The sequence below is a fragment of the Nocardiopsis suaedae genome, from assembly GCF_027706745.1.
In the GTDB taxonomy this organism is placed as follows: domain Bacteria; phylum Actinomycetota; class Actinomycetes; order Streptosporangiales; family Streptosporangiaceae; genus Nocardiopsis_A; species Nocardiopsis_A suaedae.
In genome coordinates this window covers 24,032-42,653 of sequence record NZ_JAQFWP010000029.1, presented here as the reverse complement: position 1 = coordinate 42,653, position 18,622 = coordinate 24,032, and the positions used below count along the sequence as shown (strand labels likewise).

General features: G+C 74.7%; 14 protein-coding genes and 1 pseudogene. 6 read left to right on the top strand and 9 right to left on the bottom strand.

Annotated elements, in window-relative coordinates:
* Nucleotides 1–98 precede the first annotated feature (98 nt).
* Entirely contained in the window at nucleotides 99–1,841 is a 1,743-nt protein-coding gene (locus O4U47_RS16285; RefSeq protein WP_270678719.1) for an IlvD/Edd family dehydratase, read from the bottom strand.
* Between the two features lie 126 nt (nucleotides 1,842–1,967).
* Here O4U47_RS16285 and O4U47_RS16280 point away from each other — a divergent pair, with 126 nt between their 5' ends.
* Together O4U47_RS16280 and O4U47_RS16275 are read left to right on the top strand one after the other, a co-directional pair.
* Complete coding sequence (locus O4U47_RS16280; RefSeq protein ID WP_270678718.1) at nucleotides 1,968–2,930, top strand: fumarylacetoacetate hydrolase family protein; 963 nt, start codon at nucleotides 1,968–1,970, stop codon at nucleotides 2,928–2,930.
* A 149-nt stretch (nucleotides 2,931–3,079) separates the two neighbouring features.
* The gene (locus O4U47_RS16275; RefSeq protein ID WP_270678717.1) at nucleotides 3,080–3,337 is read left to right on the top strand and encodes an antitoxin; all 258 of its coding nucleotides are present in this window, start codon (nucleotides 3,080–3,082) and stop codon (nucleotides 3,335–3,337) included.
* A gap of 11 nt (nucleotides 3,338–3,348) precedes the next feature.
* On the opposite strand, the gene O4U47_RS16270 is transcribed toward O4U47_RS16275, so the two are convergent.
* Both O4U47_RS16270 and O4U47_RS16265 read right to left on the bottom strand, forming a co-directional pair.
* A complete protein-coding gene (locus O4U47_RS16270; RefSeq protein ID WP_270678716.1) occupies nucleotides 3,349–4,782 on the bottom strand; it encodes an MFS transporter in 1,434 nt (477 codons plus the stop codon).
* 47 nt (nucleotides 4,783–4,829) lie between these two features.
* Complete coding sequence (locus tag O4U47_RS16265) at nucleotides 4,830–5,945, bottom strand: FAD-dependent monooxygenase (RefSeq protein WP_270678715.1); 1,116 nt, start codon at nucleotides 5,943–5,945, stop codon at nucleotides 4,830–4,832.
* 128 nt (nucleotides 5,946–6,073) lie between these two features.
* On the opposite strand from O4U47_RS16265, the gene O4U47_RS16260 reads away from it, so the two are divergent.
* Nucleotides 6,074–6,694: a TetR/AcrR family transcriptional regulator gene (locus O4U47_RS16260; RefSeq protein ID WP_270678714.1), complete on the top strand. Its 621-nt coding sequence runs from the start codon at nucleotides 6,074–6,076 to the stop codon at nucleotides 6,692–6,694.
* Between the two features lie 403 nt (nucleotides 6,695–7,097).
* On the opposite strand, the gene O4U47_RS16255 is transcribed toward O4U47_RS16260, so the two are convergent.
* Both O4U47_RS16255 and O4U47_RS16250 read right to left on the bottom strand, forming a co-directional pair.
* The gene (locus O4U47_RS16255) at nucleotides 7,098–8,069 is read right to left on the bottom strand and encodes a DUF2207 domain-containing protein (RefSeq protein ID WP_270678713.1); all 972 of its coding nucleotides are present in this window, start codon (nucleotides 8,067–8,069) and stop codon (nucleotides 7,098–7,100) included.
* 49 nt (nucleotides 8,070–8,118) lie between these two features.
* Entirely contained in the window at nucleotides 8,119–8,730 is a 612-nt protein-coding gene (locus tag O4U47_RS16250; RefSeq protein WP_270678712.1) for a PadR family transcriptional regulator, read from the bottom strand.
* 116 nt (nucleotides 8,731–8,846) lie between these two features.
* On the opposite strand from O4U47_RS16250, the gene O4U47_RS16245 reads away from it, so the two are divergent.
* The 3 genes and pseudogenes from O4U47_RS16245 to O4U47_RS16235 all read left to right on the top strand — a co-directional run bounded on the left by O4U47_RS16245 (nucleotide 8,847) and on the right by O4U47_RS16235 (nucleotide 12,462).
* Nucleotides 8,847–9,959 carry an aromatic ring-hydroxylating dioxygenase subunit alpha gene (locus O4U47_RS16245; RefSeq protein ID WP_270678711.1) on the top strand — a complete coding sequence of 371 codons (1,113 nt, stop codon included), beginning with the start codon at nucleotides 8,847–8,849 and terminating at the stop codon, nucleotides 9,957–9,959.
* 1 nt (nucleotide 9,960) lies between these two features.
* Nucleotides 9,961–10,968 (top strand): PDR/VanB family oxidoreductase, encoded by a 1,008-nt coding sequence (locus O4U47_RS16240; protein ID WP_270678710.1) that lies wholly within the window; start codon nucleotides 9,961–9,963, stop codon nucleotides 10,966–10,968.
* A 329-nt stretch (nucleotides 10,969–11,297) separates the two neighbouring features.
* Nucleotides 11,298–12,462: pseudogene (locus O4U47_RS16235) on the top strand (RNA-guided endonuclease InsQ/TnpB family protein).
* Nucleotides 12,463–12,579: 117 nt separating this feature from the next.
* Here the strand turns inward: O4U47_RS16235 and O4U47_RS16230 are convergent.
* From O4U47_RS16230 to O4U47_RS16215, 4 genes are all read right to left on the bottom strand, one after another.
* Nucleotides 12,580–14,292 carry an ATP-binding cassette domain-containing protein gene (locus O4U47_RS16230; protein ID WP_270678709.1) on the bottom strand — a complete coding sequence of 571 codons (1,713 nt, stop codon included), beginning with the start codon at nucleotides 14,290–14,292 and terminating at the stop codon, nucleotides 12,580–12,582.
* On the bottom strand, nucleotides 14,289–15,977 hold the full coding sequence (locus O4U47_RS16225; protein WP_270678708.1) for an ABC transporter ATP-binding protein/permease: 1,689 nt from the start codon (nucleotides 15,975–15,977) through the stop codon (nucleotides 14,289–14,291). The genes O4U47_RS16230 and O4U47_RS16225 overlap by 4 nt, the downstream gene beginning before the upstream one ends.
* The gene (locus O4U47_RS16220; RefSeq protein ID WP_270678707.1) at nucleotides 15,974–16,954 is read right to left on the bottom strand and encodes a nitroreductase family protein; all 981 of its coding nucleotides are present in this window, start codon (nucleotides 16,952–16,954) and stop codon (nucleotides 15,974–15,976) included. Before O4U47_RS16220 ends, O4U47_RS16225 begins: the two co-directional genes overlap by 4 nt.
* 127 nt (nucleotides 16,955–17,081) lie before the next feature.
* Nucleotides 17,082–18,506, bottom strand: a complete 1,425-nt coding sequence (locus O4U47_RS16215; RefSeq protein ID WP_270678706.1) for a YcaO-like family protein — start codon at nucleotides 18,504–18,506, stop codon at nucleotides 17,082–17,084.
* Between the last annotated feature and the right edge of the window lie 116 nt (nucleotides 18,507–18,622).

Here is an 18,622-nt window from a genome sequence, read left to right as displayed (position 1 = left end):
TCCTCCTTCGGGCGCCGGTCGCCGACCAGGCTATACCGGGCGGCGGCCGGGGCCCGTGCGCGCGGCCGGGCACTGCGGCCGGCGCGGCCCGCGCGCCGTCAGTGCGACTCGCGGGGCACCTCGGCCCCGCTGGAGCCGACGAGGAAGTCGAGGTCGGCGCCGCGGTCGGCCTGCAGCACGGTGTCGCAGTACAGGCGGACCCAGCCGCGGTCGGCGAGCGGCGCGGGCGGCGTCCAGGCGGCGCGGCGCCGCTCCAGCTCCCCCTCGTCCACGTGCAGGGTCAGCGCGCGCCCGGGAACGTCGAGCCCCACCTCGTCCCCGTCGCGGACCAGGGCGAGCGGCCCGCCGACGGCGGCCTCGGGGGCGACGTGGAGCACCACGGTGCCGTAGGCGGTGCCGGACATGCGCCCGTCGCACACCCGCACCATGTCGGTGACGCCCTGGGCGAGCAGCCGGGACGGCAGGGGGACGTTGCTGACCTCGGGCATGCCGGGGTAGCCGGAGGGGCCGCAGTTGCGCAGCACCAGGACCGTGTCGGCGTCCACGTCCAGGTCGGGGTCCTCGGCGACGGCGTAGTACTCCTCCGGGGAGTCGAAGACCCTGGCGCGTCCGCGGTGGACCAGCAGGCGCTCGTCGGCGGCGGACTGCTTGACCACGGCCCCCGAGGGGGCGAGGTTGCCGCGCAGGACGGCGGTGCCGGTGCCCGCGGCTTTGAACGGGTCGTCGATGGGGCGGATGACCCGGCGGTCGTGGCAGGGCGCCTCCCCCGCCCGCGCCGGGGCGTCGATGGGCCCACCGGTCACGGTGGCCGCGCCGGTGTGCAGCAGGTCGCCCAGCTCGGCGATGACGGCGGGGAGGCCCCCGGCGTAGCAGAAGTCCTCCATCAGGAACCGCCCGCTGGGCATGAGGTCGAGCAGGGTGGGCACGTCGCGGGCCAGCCGGTCGAAGTCGTCCAGCTCCAGCGGCACCCCGAGGCGCCCGGCGATGGCCAGCAGGTGCACGACCGCGTTGGTGGAGCCGCCGATGGCGGCGTTGACCCGGACGGCGTTCTCGAAGGCCTCGCGGGTCATGATCGAGGAGGGGCGGACGTCCTCGCGGATCAGGTCCACGATCCTCCGGCCGGAGTGCTGGGCCATCGCGTACCGGCGGGCGTCGACGGCCGGCCAGGTGGCGCCGAAGGGCGGCTGCATGCCCAGCGCCTCGGCCATGCAGGCCATGGTGGAGGCGGTCCCCATGGTCATGCAGTGCCCGTTGGAGCGCGACATGCAGGACTCGGCGAACGCGCAGTCCGCCTCGCTCATCCGCCCGGCCCGCACCTCGGCCTCGAACTTCCACACGTGCGTGCCCGAGCCGATGTCCTCCCCGCGGAACTTGCCGTTGAGCATGGGCCCACCGGTGATCATCAGTGCGGGCAGGTCGGTGCTGGCGGCCGCCATGAGCAGGCCGGGGGTGGTCTTGTCGCAGCCGGACAGCAGGACGACGCCGTCCAGGGGGTTGGCGCGCAGCAGCTCCTCGGCCTCCATGGCCAGCAGGTTCCGGTAGAGCATGGCGGTGGGGCGCAGCACCGTCTCGCCCAGGGCCATGACGGGGAACTCCAGGGGCAGCCCGCCCGCCTCCCACACGCCGCGCTTGACCGACTCGGCGATGCGGGACAGGTGGGCGTTGCAGGGCGCCAGCTCGGATCCGGACACCGCGATGCCGACGACGGGGCGCCCGTCGAAGACGTCGTCGGCGAACCCCTGGTTGCGCATCCAGGAGCGGTAGAGCATGCCGGAGCGGCCGTCGGCGCCGAACCAGTGGCGGCTGCGCAGGTCCCGGCCGGGCGCGGTGGCGTGGGGCATGGGGGGCGTTCCTCACTGTCCGAAATATCGAACACTTGCCAATATATTGAAACTGACGCTAGACAGGGGGCGGACGGGCGTCAACCCCCCGCGCCGCGGGGCACTCCGGAGAGGCTGGTACCGACCGTGGACGGTTTCGTTCGCTATCTCACCGACCCCGACCAGGACCCCCGCGGTGCCGGAGGCGGTGCACGCGTCGGCTGGTACTCCGCCGGCCGCGCCGCCGTCCACCCCGTGCCCGGCGCCGGGACGATGGCCGCCCTGCTGCGCCTGCCGCTGCCGGAGATCCGCGCCCTGGCCGACCGGGCCCGGCGGGAGGCCGCCGTCCCCGCCGCCGACGCGGTCCTGCTGCCGCCCGTCGACGGCGGCACCGAGGTGTGGGCGAGCGGGGTCACCTACGACCGCTCCCGCGAGGCCCGCGGCGAGGAGAGCACCGACGCCGACCTGTACGAGCGGGTGTACGACGCGCGGCGGCCCGAACTGTTCTTCAAGGCGGTCCCCTGGCGCGTGGTCACCGGCGGCGAACCCGTCGCGGTGCGCCGCGACTCCGCCCTCGACGTCCCCGAGCCCGAACTCGCCCTGTTCGCCACCGCCTTCGGCGAGGTCGCGGGGTACGGCGTGTGCAACGACATGAGCTCGCGCAGCATCGAAGGGGAGAACGCGCTCTACCTGCCCCAGGCCAAGGTCTACGCCGGGAGCTGCGCCCTGGCGCCGGTGGTGCGCCCGGCCTGGCTGGTGCCCGACTGGCGCGCCCTGCGCGTGTCGATGTCCGTGGAGCGCGCGGGCGCGGCCGCGTTCACCGGGGACATCGGCCTGTCGGCCCTGCGCCGCGAACCGGACGACCTGCTCTCCCACCTGTTCGCCGGTCAGCCCTTCCCGGACGGGGCGGTCCTCGCCACGGGGACCGGGATCGTCCCGGACATGGACTTCACCTTGGAGGAGGGGGACGTGGTCCGCATCGCGATCGACGGCGTGGGAGAGCTGTCCAATCCGGTCGTGCGCGGCACCGCGGGCCTGGAGTGGCTGGCGGCGGCCCGCGACGACCCGCGCGCCCGCCCGCGGGAGCGCGGGACCGGGGCACCGGAGTGACGCACCGGCCGCACGCGCTCCCCCGGCCCCGCCTGTACCGGGCATCGCGCGATCGTTTCCTACACTCGGCGGTGACGCGACATGTCGCATCACCGGTCCGGGGAGGGGACCCGCCCCCTCCGGCGGTGTACGGGAACGAGGTGAGCACGATGGCGAACCTGCAGAAGCTGCTGAAGCAGGTCCTCAGCTACGTCCGCAGGAACCCCGACGCGGCGAACCGGCATCTGCGCAAGGCCGGGGAGACCGTGAAGCAGCGCACCGGCGGCAAGTACGACCGCCACATCGACAAGGCCCTCGGCGGGGCGTCGCGGTACCTCGGCAAGCAGCGCGGCCGCCCGGGGCGCGGCGGTCCGCACGGCCGGGGCCACGGGGACGGCCCCGGAGGCCCGCCGAAGTACCGCCCCTGACGGCGCCGCGGCTAAGCGCCCCGGTCACGCACCAGCTTGGCCGCGGGCACCGCGGCCAGAGCGAACAGGACCCCGGCCAGCACCACGTAGAGGTACACGCCCCCCGCCGTGCTCACCGGCGCGCCGTCGGCGGTCACCCCGGGGACCTGCGTCGCCTTGAGCACCTCGGCGCCCGCGAAGTTGAACACGACCGAGCCCAGCGCCATCACCACCGACACCAGCCCGGCGGTCGTCCCCTGCCGCTCGGGCGACTCGGCACCGGTCGCCAGGTTGTACCCCGAGGCGCTGATCGCACCGGCCGCGATGCCGACCATGGCGGCGCAGGCGATCGCCACCGGGAGCACCGACACGCCGCCCAGCATCGCGAACGTCGCCACCGCCCCGACGGCGATGCCGCCGAGGAGGGGGACCTCGGGGCCCAGCCGCCCCGCGATCCACCCGGCCGCCGTGCCGCCGAGCATGATGCCCGCCGAGGGCGTGGCGAGCAGCACCGCGACCGCCTCCCCCTCCCCCAGCCCGTAGCCGAGCCCCATCCCGGGCGGGACCTGGGCGACGATGCCGGTCAGCTGCAGCATGCTCCGGAAGGAGCCCGCGGCCAGGACCACGGCCAGCAGCGTCAGCAGGACCGGCCGGTTCAGCGCCCGGATGTCGATGGCGGGCTCCTCCACCCGCAGGGCGAGGAACGCCCAGGCTGCGAGCGCCGCCGCACCGGCCGCCGCCAGCAGGGGCATGCCCCCGGACAGCCACCCGAGGTCCCGGCCCAGGCTGACGTAGGCGAGCACCGCGCCGAGCCCGCCGCCGAGCAGGAGCGCCCCGCCCGCGTCGATCCGGCCGCCCCCGCGGACCGGCGACTCCGGGATGAAGGACCGCACGGCCAGAGCCGCCGCCGTGGCCAGCACCGCCGCCGCGATGAACACGCTCCGGAACCCGAAGGCGTCGATGACCGGCCGCATCAGGAACGGCTCGACGATGCCGACCAGGGACGCGCCGGACGTCACGATCCCCACCACGGCCATCGCCACCCGCGGACGGCAGATCTGGCGCACGAGGGCCACGGAGATGAAGATCGCGGCGAGCGCGGCGCCCTGGAGGAGCCGTCCCGCCAGGAACACCCAGATGTTCGGGGCGAAGAGGCAGACCAGCGCGCCCGCGCAGGCGAGCACCAGGGTGCCGAGGAGGACGCGGCGCTTGCCGTGGATGTCGGAGGCCTTCGCCAGCAGGGGCGACCAGATGGCCCCGGCCAGCATCGCACTGGCGTTCAGCCAGGCCGCCTGGTCGGTGTCGAAGTGGTCCAGCAGTTGCGGCAGGACCATGAGGGGCGAGGTGATGGCCACGTCGGCCAGCACATTGGCGAGGGTGAGTACGGCGGCCCAGAGGATGAGCCGCCCGCTCCAGCGGTGCTCCCGGGCACCGGGATCGGGCGCCGTCCGTACGTCGTCCACCATGCGTCGTCTCCAGGCGTCAGGGGGGATGAGGGGTCGGTGAGGGGGCGTCAGCGCGCGGCGGTCTCGGCCGCCCGCAGGGCGTCGTTGCGGGCCGCGATGTCGGCCCAGGTGGCGGGGACGAGGCGGTCGCGGCTGGCGTGGACCCTGTCCTGGGCGCGCTTCACGTAGGGGCGCTGGCGGTCCGTGTACCGCTCGAACGCGGCGGTGGGGTCGCCGCCGCACCGCTCGAGCTCCTCGGCGAGGAACTGGGCCCCGGTCAGGGCGAGCGAGGCGCCCCGTCCCGACAGGAAGGCCGGGGCGTACCCGGCGTCGCCCACGAGGACGACCCGGCCCCGGTGCCAGCCCGGCATACGGATCTGGCCCGCCGAGTCGAAGAAGAGCGCCGGGTCGGCGAGGGCCGCCTCGACCAGTTCCGGAATCCTCCACGACCGCTGCCCCGCGAACGCCTCGGCGAGGATCCGCTTCTGGGCCTCCAGGTCGCGGTGGTCGTAGTCGAGCGGCCCGGAGCGGAACTGGAGGACCGCGACGGTCCTGTCCCCGTACCGGAAGACCCCGGCCATCATGCCGGGGACGTTGTGCACGAGGTTGACCTCGTCGGAGGGCGCCGCGCCGGGCAGGTCGGCCAGGGCGATGTAGACGCCGAGGTGCCGCAGGTACCCGCTCTCCGGCCCGAACACGAGTCCGCGCACCTGGGAGTGCTGGCCGTCGGCCCCGACCACGAGGTCGTAGCGGTCGCTGCCGCCGGACCGGAAGCGCGCGTCGACACCGTCGCCGTCGTCGGCCAGGGCCTCGACCGAGTCGTCGAAGCGGACCGCGGCGGTGTCCGGGAGCGCGTCGGCGAGGAGGCGCACGAGGTCGCCGCGGAGGAGTTCGACGTCGTCGGGCGAGTCGCCGGTGCGGGCCACGGGGACGCGGGCCACCGGCGCGCCGTCGGCGTCGACGAACCGGCTGAGCTCGCTCATCCGGAGCCGCCGCTCCCGGATGCGGCCGAGCAGTCCCATCCGGTCGGCGGCCGCGAGCGCGTCGCCGCGGATGTCGACGGGGGTGCCCGCCAGGCGAAGGCGCGGGGCGTGCTCGACGACGGTGACGGCGTGCCCGCGGGCGCCGAGTCCGTGTGCGCAGGCGAGCCCGGCGATGCCGGCTCCGGAGACGAGGATCTTCACGTGGCTGCTCCTCACTAAAAGCAACTTCCTGTTGCTTTTAATGAGCCTAGCCCTGCCCCGGCTTGCACCGCAAAGCCGCACCTGGCCACAATCGGCACCCGTACGGGGAATAGAGAGGTGGGGCGGCGATGCCCGACGAGACCGACGGGGGCGCCCCCGGCCGCCGACCCGCCCGGCGCCCCGGCGGCCGCACCGCGCGGGTGCGCGCGCGCATCCTCACCGCGGCCGCCGAACTCGTCGCGCGCGACGGGGTCTCGGGCTTCCGCTACGAGGAGGTCGCCGAGCGCGCGGGCGTGCACAAGACCAGCGTCTACCGCAACTGGCCGGACCGCGAGAGGCTGGTCGCGGACGCGCTGCTGCGCTACGCCGAGGACCTCGCCTCGGTCGCCGACACCGGCGACGTCCACCGCGACCTGGTGGACTTCCTGGTGGCCATGGCGGGCGGCCTGGAGACGCCGTTCGGCAGGGCGCTCGAACAGGCCGTCCAGCCCGCGGGCGGGAACCCCGCGGTCCGGCAGGCGGTGGCCGGGATCCTCGACCGGCGCGTGGCCGCCCTGCAGCGCCGGATCGACGCCGCGGCCGACCGGGGCGAGCTGCCCCCGGTCGACGGCTCCTTCCTCGGCGAGATGCTCTCCGGACCGGTCCACCTCATCGTCAACCGCGGGACGCGCCCGTTCACCCGGGCGGACGCGGACCGCATCGTCGGGGTGGTCCTCGCCGGAGTCCGGGCCACGGCGGCGCCCGCCTGACCTCGGCCCTGTCCGGAGTCCCCCCTCGCCCGGCCCCTCCGCCGCCGGTCCCGGGCGAGTCGGGCTCATGACGGCGGGCGATGTCAACGGGTGAGTGCAACTACGGGCCGGGCGTCGGGTCCGGGGCGACCAGCTCGGCCAGGCGCTCGGCGGGGGTGTCCCACCCCGGCGCCTGGCGGTGCCCCGGCGTCAGAACCCCTGCTCGGGCAACGATCTGCTCCTACCGTCCAGCACACCTACGAAAAGGTGCACTGAACGATGGAAACCACGGCGCTCCTAAGCCCGAGTCGCCCGAGATCAACGGGGAGCCGTGTCGCTGGGGCCACGGGAGGACCGCGACTCGGCGGGACACCGCAGAACTCCAGACAGGCCCTAGGTGTACTGCCCGGCCCTGCGTGCGGCGTCAGCCGCCCCCGCCTCCACCGCCTCCCCCTCCGGCGCCTCCACCGCCACCACCGCCACCGCCCGCTCCTCCGGCGCCTCCGCCGCCCATGCCCCCTCGGGAGCCCGGCGCGCCGCTCGCGCCCCGGGTCTTCTCCACGCGCGCTTCGAGCACCAGTGCGGGGGCCCCGATCACCACCATGACCGCCACCGTGACCACCACGACGAGGATGAGGTCCCGCGCACTCATCTCCTCGGAGCCGGAGCCCCCGCCCGCCGACTCGGGCACGGGGATGTCGCCGTCCGCGACGGACACGTCGACGGTGAAGGCCTGCCCCGGCTCGACGCGGTCGCCGGTGAAGGTGACGCGGCCTCCGTCCCGCCGCACGTCGGCGCACCCGTCACGGGTCCCGGGCTCCCCCGCGTAGCACCTGGCGGACGCGGCCTGCCCGGGCACGTCCACCCGCGCCCGCACCGACTCCACCGGGACCTCCCAACCGGACCCGACGACGTCCAGAAACAGCCGCGGCCGCTCCCGGTCGTCCGCGATCAGCACGTCGCGGTACTCGTAGGCGATGACGAATGTTTTCTCGCCCTCCAGGGCGGGGTCGGTTCCGGACCGGCCGATGGTGACCTCGGTCCGCTCCTCCCCTTCGCGGACGTCGGTGGCGATCACTCCGCCGGAGTCCTCCACGCGCACCCCGGCCAGACCGAACTCCCCGGCGTCCTGCCCGTCGATGCTCCCCGCCGCCGGGATCTCCCGGTGCACCTGCCCACCCGGCCCCTCGCCCAGGTCGTAGGTGATCTCCTCCCGGATCTCCACCACACCGTCCGACGTCACGGAGATGTCGGCGTCGAACGCGGTGACCACGCGCTCCCCGCCCACGGCCGCCGAGGCGGCCGCCGACGGTCCGCCCGCGAGCAGCACGACCGCTCCCACCGCCACCGCCGTTCGCGCCGAACGCCGTCCGCCGCACCACGACCGAAAGTCCATGCGGCCACTCTGCCGTGCCCCGGGCGGCCCGTTCACCCCTGGGTGCGCCTCAGCTCCCGGGCTCCCCACGCGCTTGCGAGGGGCCCTCCAGCTCGTCGATGAGGTCCAGGCCCCTGCGCCCCCATTCGATCTCGGCCTCGCCCCGGGCGATGAGGCCCTCGTAGGCGAAGGCCTTGTAGGCGATGATCCGCTCGTGCTCCTCGGCCGGGTACTTCTCCAGCCGGGCCGCGATGCTCGGGTGCTCGGCGCTGAGGATGGCCTGCCGCATGTCCTTCCAGCGGCCGACCTGCTCGGTGTAGTAGTCGATGTGCCTGCGCAGGTTCTCCCGCGCGCTCTCGGGCCCGGCCCATTCGAAGTAGGCGGCCCGCATGCGGGAGACGTCGCGCAGCGGCGCGTAGGGGATCGGGGCCTCCAGCCACTCCCGGAGCGCGCGGACGCCCTCGCCGGTGATCGAGTAGCGGGTCTTCGTGCTGTTGGGGCCCCAGCGCACCTGCTCGCCCTCGATCAGCCCCTCGCCCTCCATCCGCCGCAGCTCGGGATAGATCTGCGAGTCGGGGGCGTGCCAGACGTACCCGACCGACCCCCCGAACCGCTTGACGGCGTCGTAGCCGGTGAGCGGCTCGGCCGTGAGCAGTGCCAGCAGCGCGTAGCGCAGGCTCATCCCGCCTCCGTCCCTCTCGTCTCGGGGCCTTGTCAAACACTATATCGATAGTTAGTGTGTGACCTCCTTCACGAATTATCTATGTCGATAGATAGTTCCTTCCGCAAGGAGGCCCCATGACCGACCTCGGCCCCTCCGGGGCGACCGCGAAGAACATGGCCTACCCGCGCAACGCCTGGTACGCCGCCGCCTGGGACCACGAGGTCGGGCGCCGCGCGATCCTGGCGCGCACCGTCGCCGGGACCCCGCTGGCGCTCTACCGCACCGAGGACGGCCGCCCGGTCGCCCTCGCCGACGCGTGCTGGCACCGTCTCGCCCCGCTGTCCAAGGGCGAGCTCGTCGGCCCCGACGGCATCCAGTGCCCCTACCACGGCCTGCGGTACGACGCGGCCGGGCGCTGCACCCACATGCCCGCCCAGGAGACGGTCAACCCCTCGGCGATGGTCGCCTCGTACCCGGTCGTCGAGCGGCACCGGTTCATCTGGGTGTGGACGGGCGACCCGACGCTCGCCGACCCCGGCGCCGTCCCCGACATGTTCCAGATGGACTCGCCCGAATGGGCCGGGGACGGGCGCACCATCGACGTCCGGGCCAACTACCAGCTCGTGCTCGACAACCTCATGGACCTCACCCACGAGGAGTTCGTCCACTCCTCCACGATCGGCCAGGCCGAGCTCAGCGGGTCGGACTTCGACGTCGCCCACGACGAGGACACCGTCACCGTCACCCGGTGGATGCACGGCATCGACCCGCCGCCGTTCTGGCTGAAGAACATGCGCGACCGCTTCCCCGGCTTCAGCGGCAAGGTCGACCGCTGGCAGATCATCGAGTTCCAGGCGCCCTCGACGATCCGCATCGACGTCGGCGTCGCCGAGGCCGGGACCGGCGCGCCCGAGGGCGACCGCAGCCGGGGCGTCAACGGGTTCGTCATGAACACCATCTCCCCGGTCGACGAGCGCTCGGCGCTGTACTTCTGGGCGTTCATGCGCAACTACCGCCTGGAGAGCCAGCTCATCACGACCCAGCTCCGCGACGGCGTCCACGGCGTGTTCGGCGAGGACGAGGAGATGCTCACCGCCCAGCAGAAGGCGATCGAGGCCAACCCCGGCCACGAGTTCTACAACCTCAACATCGACGCCGGGGGGATGTGGGTGCGCCGCATCGTCCAGCGCATGGTCGAGGCCGAGCGGGCGGCCGCCGCCCCGGACACCGCCGGGGCGGTGCGCTGAGATGAGCGGCACGAACCAGGTGCGCTGGCTGCGCGGCCGCGTCGTCTCCACCGGACCGGCGGCCGAGGGGATCGCCAGGATCACCATCGCCGCGGAGGAGCCCGTGCGCGCCGACCCCGGCGCCCACGTCGACGTGCGGACCGGTGACGGCCCGGCCGGGGTCCGCTCCTACTCCGTCGTCGCGTCCGGCGCGAACGGCACCGAGCTGACCCTGGGCGTGCGCCTGTCCCCCACCTCGCGCGGCGGCTCGGCGTTCATGCACGCGCTCCGCCCCGGGGACGCGCTCGAGGTCACCGCGCCCCTGCAGAACTTCCCCCTGCGGGTGGGCGCCCCGTGCTACGTGCTGCTCGCCGGGGGCATCGGGATCACCGCCCTCCGCGCCATGGCCGCCGTCCTGCGGCGGCTCGGAGCGGAGTACCGCCTGGTCTACGTCGGCCGCAGCCGTCCGGGCATGGCCTTCCTGCGCGAGCTGGAGCGCGAGCACGGCGACCGGCTCGAGGCGCACGTCGACGACGAGGGCACCGGGCTCGACGTGCCCGGCCTGGTCGGCGGCGTCGACGAGCACACCGAGCTGTACATGTGCGGGCCCATCCGCCTCATGGACGCGGTCCGCCGCCGCTGGCTCGAAAGGGGGCTGCCGTTGCCGAACCTGCGCTACGAGACCTTCGGCAACAGCGGCTGGTTCGAGGCCGAGGAGTTCGTCGCGCGGGTCCCCCGGCTCGGCGTCGAGACGACCGTCGGGGCGGGCGAGTCGCTCCTGGAGGCCCTCGACCGCGCCGGGGTCGACACGATGTACGACTGCCGCAAGGGCGAGTGCGGCCTGTGCCAGGTCGACGTCCTCGCGGTCGACGGGGCCGTCGACCACCGCGACGTGTTCTTCAGCGAGCGGCAGAAGGCCGCCTCCGACAAGCTGTGCACCTGCGTCTCCCGCGTCGTGCGCCGCACCGGTGCCTCCGACGCCTCCGACGGGCCGTCCGGCCCCGGCACCGTCGTCCTCGACGTCCGCTGACGCTCTCTCCCCCGGGACCACCGCCGCCCCAGGACCACCTCTCCCCCAAGGAGTCCGGTATGGACCTCCGTGCCCGCATCGACACCGCCCCGGTGCACCCCTACCAATGGCTGATCGTCGCCCGCGACCGCCCCGGCGGCCTGGAGGCGGTCGACCGCATAACGCGCCGCATCAGTCAGGGGCCCGTCACCGCCCTGGAGGCACCCGCCGGGCCCACCGAACGGGCCGCTGCCGCGCAGTGGGGCAGGCGAAACCGGTTCGCCGCCAGGGCGGACCGGCGTCCACGGCCAACACCCGGCATTCACATGGGAGCTGATAGAACGTGAGGTATGACGCAGCAGGTCAAGCGGGCAGCTGAGCTGTCTCGCACGTTCGGTTGCGTCCGCTTCGTGTACAACCGGGCACTGGAGGAGCGCACGCGGGCCTGGTACTCCGAGCAGCGCCGCGTCTCCTACGTGCAGTCGTCGGCTGCGCTCACCGGCTGGAAGAAGACTGAGGAACTCTCCTTCCTCACCGAGGTGTCGTCCGTCCCGCTTCAGCAGGCGCTGCGACACCTCCAGACGGCCTTCACCAACTTCTTCGACAAGCGGGCCAAGTACCCGCGCTTCGAGTCGAAGAAGAAGTCCCGAGCGTCGGCGGAGTACACCCGCTCCGGGTTCACGTGGCGTGATGGGCGGCTGACGCTGGCGAAGATGTCCGAACCGCTGGACATCCGCTGGTCGCGTCCCCTCCCGGAGGGTGCCGAACCCACGACGGTGACGGTCTCCCGCCTCCCGCGACCCGGCCGGGCGCTGGTTCGTGTCCCTGCTGTGCGACGACGCCATCACCCCGGCGCCGGCCACGAACGCGGAGGCCGGCACCGACGCGGGCATCACTTCACTGGTAGCGCTGTCCACCGGGGAGAAGGTCACCAACCCGAAGCACGAGCGGAAGGACCGGGCACGGCCGGCCAAGGCCCAGCAACAACTGTCCCGCAAGGCCAAGGGGTCCGCGAACCGGGACAAGGCCCGCCGCAAGGTGGCCGGCGTCCACGCTCGGATCGCCGACCGGCGCCGCGACTTCCTCCACAAGCCCTCGACTCGACTCGTCCGTGAGAACCAAACGGTCGTGATCGAGGACCTCACCGTCCGCAACCTGGTACTGAACGGCAAGCTCGCACGCGCCATCTCGGATGCGTCGTGGACGGAACTCCGCAAGGTGCTGGAGTACAAGTGCGCCTGGTACGGGCGTGAACTCGTCGTGATCGACCGCTGGTTCCCGTCCAGCAAGCTGTGCGGGGATCGCGGAACGGTCGCGGCGAGGATGCCGCTCAATGTCCGCACCTGGACGTGCGGCTGCGGCACCGTGCATGACCGCGACATCAACGCGTCACGCAACATCCTGGCCGCCGGGCTGGCGGCATCTGCCTGTGGAGCCGGTGTAAGACCTCAACGGGAGTCCTCCCGGACGGGGCAGTCGGCGACGAAGCAGGAACCCCAACGGCGCGAGCCGTAGGAATCCCCCCTCCTTGCAGGAGTGGGAGGAAGTCAACGTCTCCGCCTCCGTGTCCCGGGGGCTCCGACCCGCGCGTCGTGATCCCCGGCCGCCCCTCCTGAAGGAGCGGGCGGCCGCTCACAGGAGGCCGGGTTCGGGGTCCCGGCCGGCCGACGCGCCGATGCCGATGACCCGGTCGCACCGGGACAGGGTCTCCGCCCGGTGGGAGGCGATGAGGACGGTGCCGTCGAAACCGGCGATCACATCGGAGATCGCCCGCTCGGTCGCCGGGTCGAGGCTGGCGGTCACCTCGTCGACCAGCAGCACGCGCGGGTCCCGGACCAGGGCGCGGGCCAGGCACAGCCGCGCCCGCTGCCCCCCGGACAGGCGCACCCCGCTCTCGCCCAGGCCGTCGTCGAGGCCGATCCACCCGTCGGCGCCGACCCGCTCCAGCACGGCGGCCAGCTCGGCGTCGGGGCGCGGCCCGCTCCCGCGCAGGAGGTTCTCCCGCACCGTGCCGTGGAACAGGGTCGCGTCCTGGTCGACCAGCGCGACGGCGGCCCGCAGGTCGGCGTCGGCGAGGTCGGTGAGCGCGGCCGCCCGCCCGTCGGCGCCGACCAGTTCGACGGCCCCCGAGGCGGGGTCCCACAGGCGCGCGGCCAGCGCGACGGCCGTGCTCTTGCCCGCACCGGAGGGACCGGCGAGGCCGACGTGCTCGCCGGGCGCGAGTTCGGCGGACCAGGACGCGAGCACGGGCTCCCGGCCGTCGTAGGCGAAGCCCACCTCCCGGAAGCGGAGCCCCAGCGGCCCCTCCGGCAGCCCCCGGGCCGCCGTCGGCTCGGACACGACCGGGGGTCGGCCGATCCCGGCGGCGACGCGGTCGGCCCCGGCGACCAGGGGGTGGAGCTGGGTGAGCGTGGTGGCGGCCTCCGTGGTCGCGGCGACCCCGGCGACGGCCAGCGCCACCAGGGCGGGCAGCAGAGCCGGGGACAGCGCGGCGCCCGTCCCCCCGGCCTCCGCCGCGCCGGACCCGGACAGCACGCCCGCGGCGGAGGCGCTCACGGCGATGACCCCGATCACCACGCCCGTCACGATCAGCTCCCGCAGGGCGGTGACCAGCTGTGCCACGAGCTCCCGGCGGCGCGCGGTCGCCACGGCCCCGGCCGTGGCGGCGTCGGTCTCGGCGACGATGCGCGGTGCGAGCCCGTAGGCGAGCACTTCGCGCAGCGCGCCGAGCGCGTCGACCATCCGCGCGGACAGGGCCGACCGCTCGCGCTGCTCCTGCTCGCCCAGCCGCCGCGCGGTGCGCGCCCAGGCGAACGCCGAGGCCCCGACCGCCGCGCTCCCGGCGAGCATGACCGCCCCGGCCTGCGGAAGCACGGCGGCCGCGGTGGCCAGGGCGGCCAGGAACACGGTGAGCGAGGCCCCGATCTGCGCCAGGGTGTGGGCGTAGAAGAACTCCAGCTTCTCGATGTCGCCCATGGCGACGGCCGCCGCCCGCCCCGAGTGCTCGCGCCGCCGCCCGGGGACGCTGCGCGCGTAGGCGTCGAACAGCGCCATCCGCAGCCGGGCCAGCACCCGGTAGGCCAGGGCGTGCGAGACGTCCATCTCCTGCCAGGTCAGCACGGTGCGCAGGAGGACGAGCCCGATGACGGCGGCCCACCAGGCGGGTCCGGGCGGCGCGCCTTCGACGACGGCGCGGCCGACCGCCCACGCCGTGAGGACGGTCAGGGCGGCCAGCGCGAGCGCGCTCGCGGTGCCGACCAGGTAGCTCCAGAGCATCCCGCGCCATTCGGGGCGCAGGGCGGGCAGCAGGCCGCGCAGGGCCCGGAGCGCGGACACGGTGGTCACGGGGCGCTCCTCTCCAGGTGTCCGGCGTCCAGCCGCAGCACGTGGGCCGCGCCGGTGAGCGTCTCGGGGCGGTGGCTGATCATGATGACGATCCGGTCGCGGGCGACGCGGTGCAGCGTGTCGACGACCTCCGCGGCGCGCGCCGCGTCCAGGGCGCTGGTCGGCTCGTCCACGAGCAGGACGGGGCGGCGCGCGAGGAGGGCGCGGGCGAGGGCGAGGCGCTGGCGCTGTCCGCCCGACAGGTTGGTGCCCGCCTCGGTGACCTCGGTGTCGAACCCGTGCGGCAGGCGCCGGATCTCGTCGAGGATCCCGGCCGAGCGGCACGCGGCGGCGAGGTCGGCGTCGTCCGGGGCGGCCGCGCCGGGGCGGGTGGCGGCGAGGTTGTCACGGACGCTCCCGGCGAACAGCACCGGCCGCTGGGAGACCACGGCGACGTCGTCGGGGCGCACCGGGCGGCCGTCCAGGGCGATGCCGCCCCTGTCCGGGGTCAGGAAGCCGAGCACCAGGTCGAACAGGGTGGACTTGCCCGCTCCGGACTCCCCGGTGATCGCGGTGAGCGATCCGCGCCGCGCGGTCAGGGTGAGGTCGTGGAGGACGTCGTCGCGGGCGCCGGGGTAGCCGAAGCCCAGCCCGGTGACGCGCAGCTCCCCGGCCTGCTCCGCGGTGGGGCCGGCGGGGTGCGGCGGGGCGCCGGCCAGTCCCTCCCCGGGGGCGCCGCTCCCGGCGGCACCGCTCCCGGCGGCGAAGGCGCCGATCCGGGCGAGTCCGGGTATGGCGGTCAGCCCGAGGAACCCGGCGTGCCAGTGCCGCGACAGGTCGCGGACCGGGCGGAACGCCTCGGAGGAGAGCAGCAGGATCAGGTACACCTCGATGGCGGGTCCCTGCCCGGCGGCGGCGTGGCCGAGGGCCGCGACCGCCGCGGCGACGACGCCCGCCTGCACCGCGAAGTCGATGACGGCGGTCTCGGCCAGGGAGACGCGCATGACCCGCTCGGTGGCGCGGCGCAGCGCCTCGGAGCGGGCGTGCAGCCGCCGCCGGGTTCCGGGAACGTCGCCCAGGGTGCGCAGGGTCGCCATGCCGCGCAGGGATTCGAGGAGGTCGGAGCCGAGGTCCTCGTAACTGTCCCAGTGGTCCAGGCCGCGCCGGGCCATCATGCGCTTCCACGCCATCGGCCCCAGCAGCGCCAGTACGATCCCCGCCGCGACGCACAGCCCCGCCGCCGGGGAGAGCACCGCCAGCGCGGCGACGATGACCGGGCAGGCCAGGAACACCTGCGCGATGGCGGGGATGTACTTGGAGACGTAGGCGTCGGTGCCGTCGATGCCGTCGCCGAGGGCGGACCGCATCGACCCGTCGCGGGCGTCGGTGTCGTGCAGCCGCTCGGGCACGAGGGCGGCCCGCATCGCGCGTCGGCGCAGGGCCTGCCGGACGCGGCCGCCCAGCCCGGCGGCGGCCGAGGCCTGGACGAGCGAGAGCACGGTCCGCGCCAGCGCGATCCCGACGATCAGCGCCAGCGCGGCGAGCACGTCCTCCGGCCGCCCGCGCAGAACGGCCGACATCGACCAGGCGATCGCGACGGCCTGGGCGACGTGGGTGAGGAACACGAGCGCCAGCAGCCCGGTGCTCCACGCCAGCGCGGCGGGGAAGCGGGCCGCCTCCCGCCAGAGCTCTCGGACGATCATCATGCCGCGGCCTCCTCATCCGGGCGTGGGGGGAGCATCGCCAGGGCGTGCACGATCCAGCGGCCGTTCGCCGCTCGGAAGCCGGACACGGGCCGAGAGCGCCGGTCCCCCGTCAGCACGCCCGAGTAGCACAGGTGGGCCGCCTCCCTGTGCGCCCGCCACAGCACGTCGGCGACGGCGGCGGCCGGCGCGTCCGCGTCCACCGGGACGGACCAGGCCTCCAGGCGGTGGGCCCCGAGGACCCACGCCTGCCCGGACGCCTCGGCCACCGAGCGCGCCCCGAGGGGCCCACCGGTCGCCCCGGCGGCGTGCGGCGGCCGGGCCCGTGCCGCCGCGGCGAATTCACTGAGCGCCGGAGAGCGGCGCGCGGCCAAGGCGTCGCGGCGTCCGGCGTCCACCGCCCACGTCTCCGGCAGCTCGACCGACGCGAGCGGGATCTCCGGGGCGAGCCCGCTCCGGGTCCACCATGCGTGCTCGCCCGCGCGCGGGACGCCGAGCAGGCGGCGCAGCGGCGCCCCCGGGCCGAGGCGCACGGTGAGGGGGCGCGGGCGTCCCGCGCGGATCAGGAACTCCACGGCGGCGAGCGCGTAAGCGGTGTCCGCGATCCACAGCGGCCAGGCCCGGTGGCGGTAGCGGCCGTAGCTCCGGCCCGGCTGCACGGTCAGGACCACGTGGGTCGCCGCCCCCGGCCCAGCGGCTCCATCGCGCCGGAGCAGCGTGTCCCGGTCGTGGTCGTAGACGTACCGGCCCGGCTCCAGGGAGCGCCCGCCGCCCCCGCGCGCCGCGGAGGCGCCGACGACCACGTGGGTCTGCACCGGGTAGGCCCCGCCTGCGGAGGGCACCGGGCGCCTAAGGACGGCGGTCGCGGTCCCGTCGTCCAGCCGGTGGTACCCCTGTCCGGACCACAGGCCGTCGAGCAGGTCCCGGAGCCGCTCGGGCACCGCCGCCGGGACGGCGCCGGCCGCACGCCACGGGTTCACGCGCGGCCCGGGAGGGCGCGCCGCCCCGGGAGGGTCGGCGGCCCAAGCACGCGCCAGGTCGGGCGGAAGGCCGGGCGCAATGCCGGGCGGCGCCGCTGTCGGATGGTCGGTGGAGAACACGGGAGCCTTACATGTGCGGGGGCGGGATGAGCGTGAAGTCGTCCGGGCCGCCGTCCCATTCCGTGCGCCACCCGCGCTCGGCGGCGGCCTCCTGGAAGCGGGGCATGCCGAGGTAGGCGAAGGCGGCGGGCGCGTTGGGGACCAGCCCGGTGACGAGGGTCCGCACCACGCGCAGCGGCGTACGGCGGATGTCGGACGTGGTCAGGTCGCGGGTGAGGATGCGGTGGCCGCGCCGGGCCAGGCGCCGGTACACCTCCCTCATCTCGACCGGCTCCATGGCGGTGATCGGCCGGATGCCGAGGTCCGGCTCCGTGAAGCGCCGTGCCTCGCCGTGGATGCGCGGGTCGAGCCAGAGCTGGACGTGCGCGCCCAGGTCGATGATGTTCCCGCACTGGTCCCCGGCGGCGTCGAGGTAGGAGGCGTCCTCGCGGAAGTCCAGGTAGAGCCCGCGGGCCATCAGGCCCTGCTCGACGGCGCGGAACACCCACCCGTCGGCGGCGGTGCAGCCCTGGGTGTACACCCACGTGTGGACCGCTTCGAGGACCGCCTTGCGGGCGGCGCGCACCGGGTCGCAGGAGGCGGAGAAGCCCGCGGCGTACATTCCGCGCTCCCCGTCGTGCACGAGCGCCGCGACGGCGGGCGCGAACTCCGACGGCATGGCGGCCAGGGACACCTTCAGCGGGCTCGCGCCCAGGTCCTCTTCCAGCCCGGGGACGCTCGCCGGGTCGATGCCGAAGGTCGGCCCGTCCAGGTGCCACCACAGTTCGAGGGCGTCGCGCTCGACGACCTCCAGGACCCCGCGGTCCCGCGCGTCGTCGGCGCCCTGGCCGGTGGCGATGCCCGCGTAGTTGAGGTGGTGGGTGCGGGGCAGGTGCCGGAAGCGCGACTGCCGCCAGTTCAGGTAGACGAGCGAGGCGGGCACCCAGGTCAGGGTGCCGTCGAGGTCGCCGCACCGCGTCCACAGGGTCGGGGTGTCGTCGGTGAGCCGGTGGTAGGGGAACCGGTCGCGGTCGTACTGCCAGGGGGCGAAGACCGGCAGTTCGGCCGCGCCGATCACGTCGGCGCCGTCGGCCTGGAGCTCGGCGCGGGTGGAGATGCGCAGCTCCTCCCGGGGGAGTTCGGCGGGGAGCCAGTTCCCGCAGTAGCGTTCGACCCCTTCGGCGATGGCGGCGATCCTCGCCTGGCCGGCGTCGCCGAAGGTGGTGCCCAGGGAGACGCGGTCGGCGGGCCACTCGCCGAGGCGGCGCGCGTCGGCGACGGCCGCGGTCATCGCCGTGTAGGAGGCCGGGGCCCCGGCGGGGTGCGGCACCTCCCGGACGGATCTGATGATGCCGCACTCGGGGTCGACCAGCGCGTCGACGGGCAGCACCGGCCGGTCGGCCGCCGCGTCCGGCGCGGCCGGAGGGTGGGCGTCGGTCTTCGTCAGGGTCATCGGCGGTTCCTTACGGCCGGAGGTGCGGAGGACAGGGCGAGACCCGCGTTGATCTCGGGGGAATCGACGCTGAAACCGCGCTTGCAGGGGCGTTTGTCCCGAGATCGACGAGAGCG

Bases quoted from the DNA above. Each gene is read 5' to 3' on its own strand.
- O4U47_RS16225 (WP_270678708.1), bottom strand. From the start codon at position 15,977: ATGATGATCGTCCGAGAGCTCTGGCGGGAGGCGGCCCGCTTCCCCGCC.
- O4U47_RS16250 (WP_270678712.1), bottom strand. From the start codon at position 8,730: ATGAGCCTGCGCTACGCGCTGCTGGCACTGCTCACGGCCGAGCCGCTC.
- O4U47_RS16240 (WP_270678710.1), top strand. From the start codon at position 9,961: ATGAGCGGCACGAACCAGGTGCGCTGGCTGCGCGGCCGCGTCGTCTCC.
- O4U47_RS16275 (WP_270678717.1), top strand. From the start codon at position 3,080: ATGGCGAACCTGCAGAAGCTGCTGAAGCAGGTCCTCAGCTACGTCCGC.
- O4U47_RS16255 (WP_270678713.1), bottom strand. From the start codon at position 8,069: ATGGACTTTCGGTCGTGGTGCGGCGGACGGCGTTCGGCGCGAACGGCG.
- O4U47_RS16270 (WP_270678716.1), bottom strand. From the start codon at position 4,782: ATGGTGGACGACGTACGGACGGCGCCCGATCCCGGTGCCCGGGAGCAC.
- O4U47_RS16215 (WP_270678706.1), bottom strand. From the start codon at position 18,506: ATGACCCTGACGAAGACCGACGCCCACCCTCCGGCCGCGCCGGACGCG.
- O4U47_RS16260 (WP_270678714.1), top strand. From the start codon at position 6,074: ATGCCCGACGAGACCGACGGGGGCGCCCCCGGCCGCCGACCCGCCCGG.
- O4U47_RS16245 (WP_270678711.1), top strand. From the start codon at position 8,847: ATGACCGACCTCGGCCCCTCCGGGGCGACCGCGAAGAACATGGCCTAC.
- O4U47_RS16285 (WP_270678719.1), bottom strand. From the start codon at position 1,841: ATGCCCCACGCCACCGCGCCCGGCCGGGACCTGCGCAGCCGCCACTGG.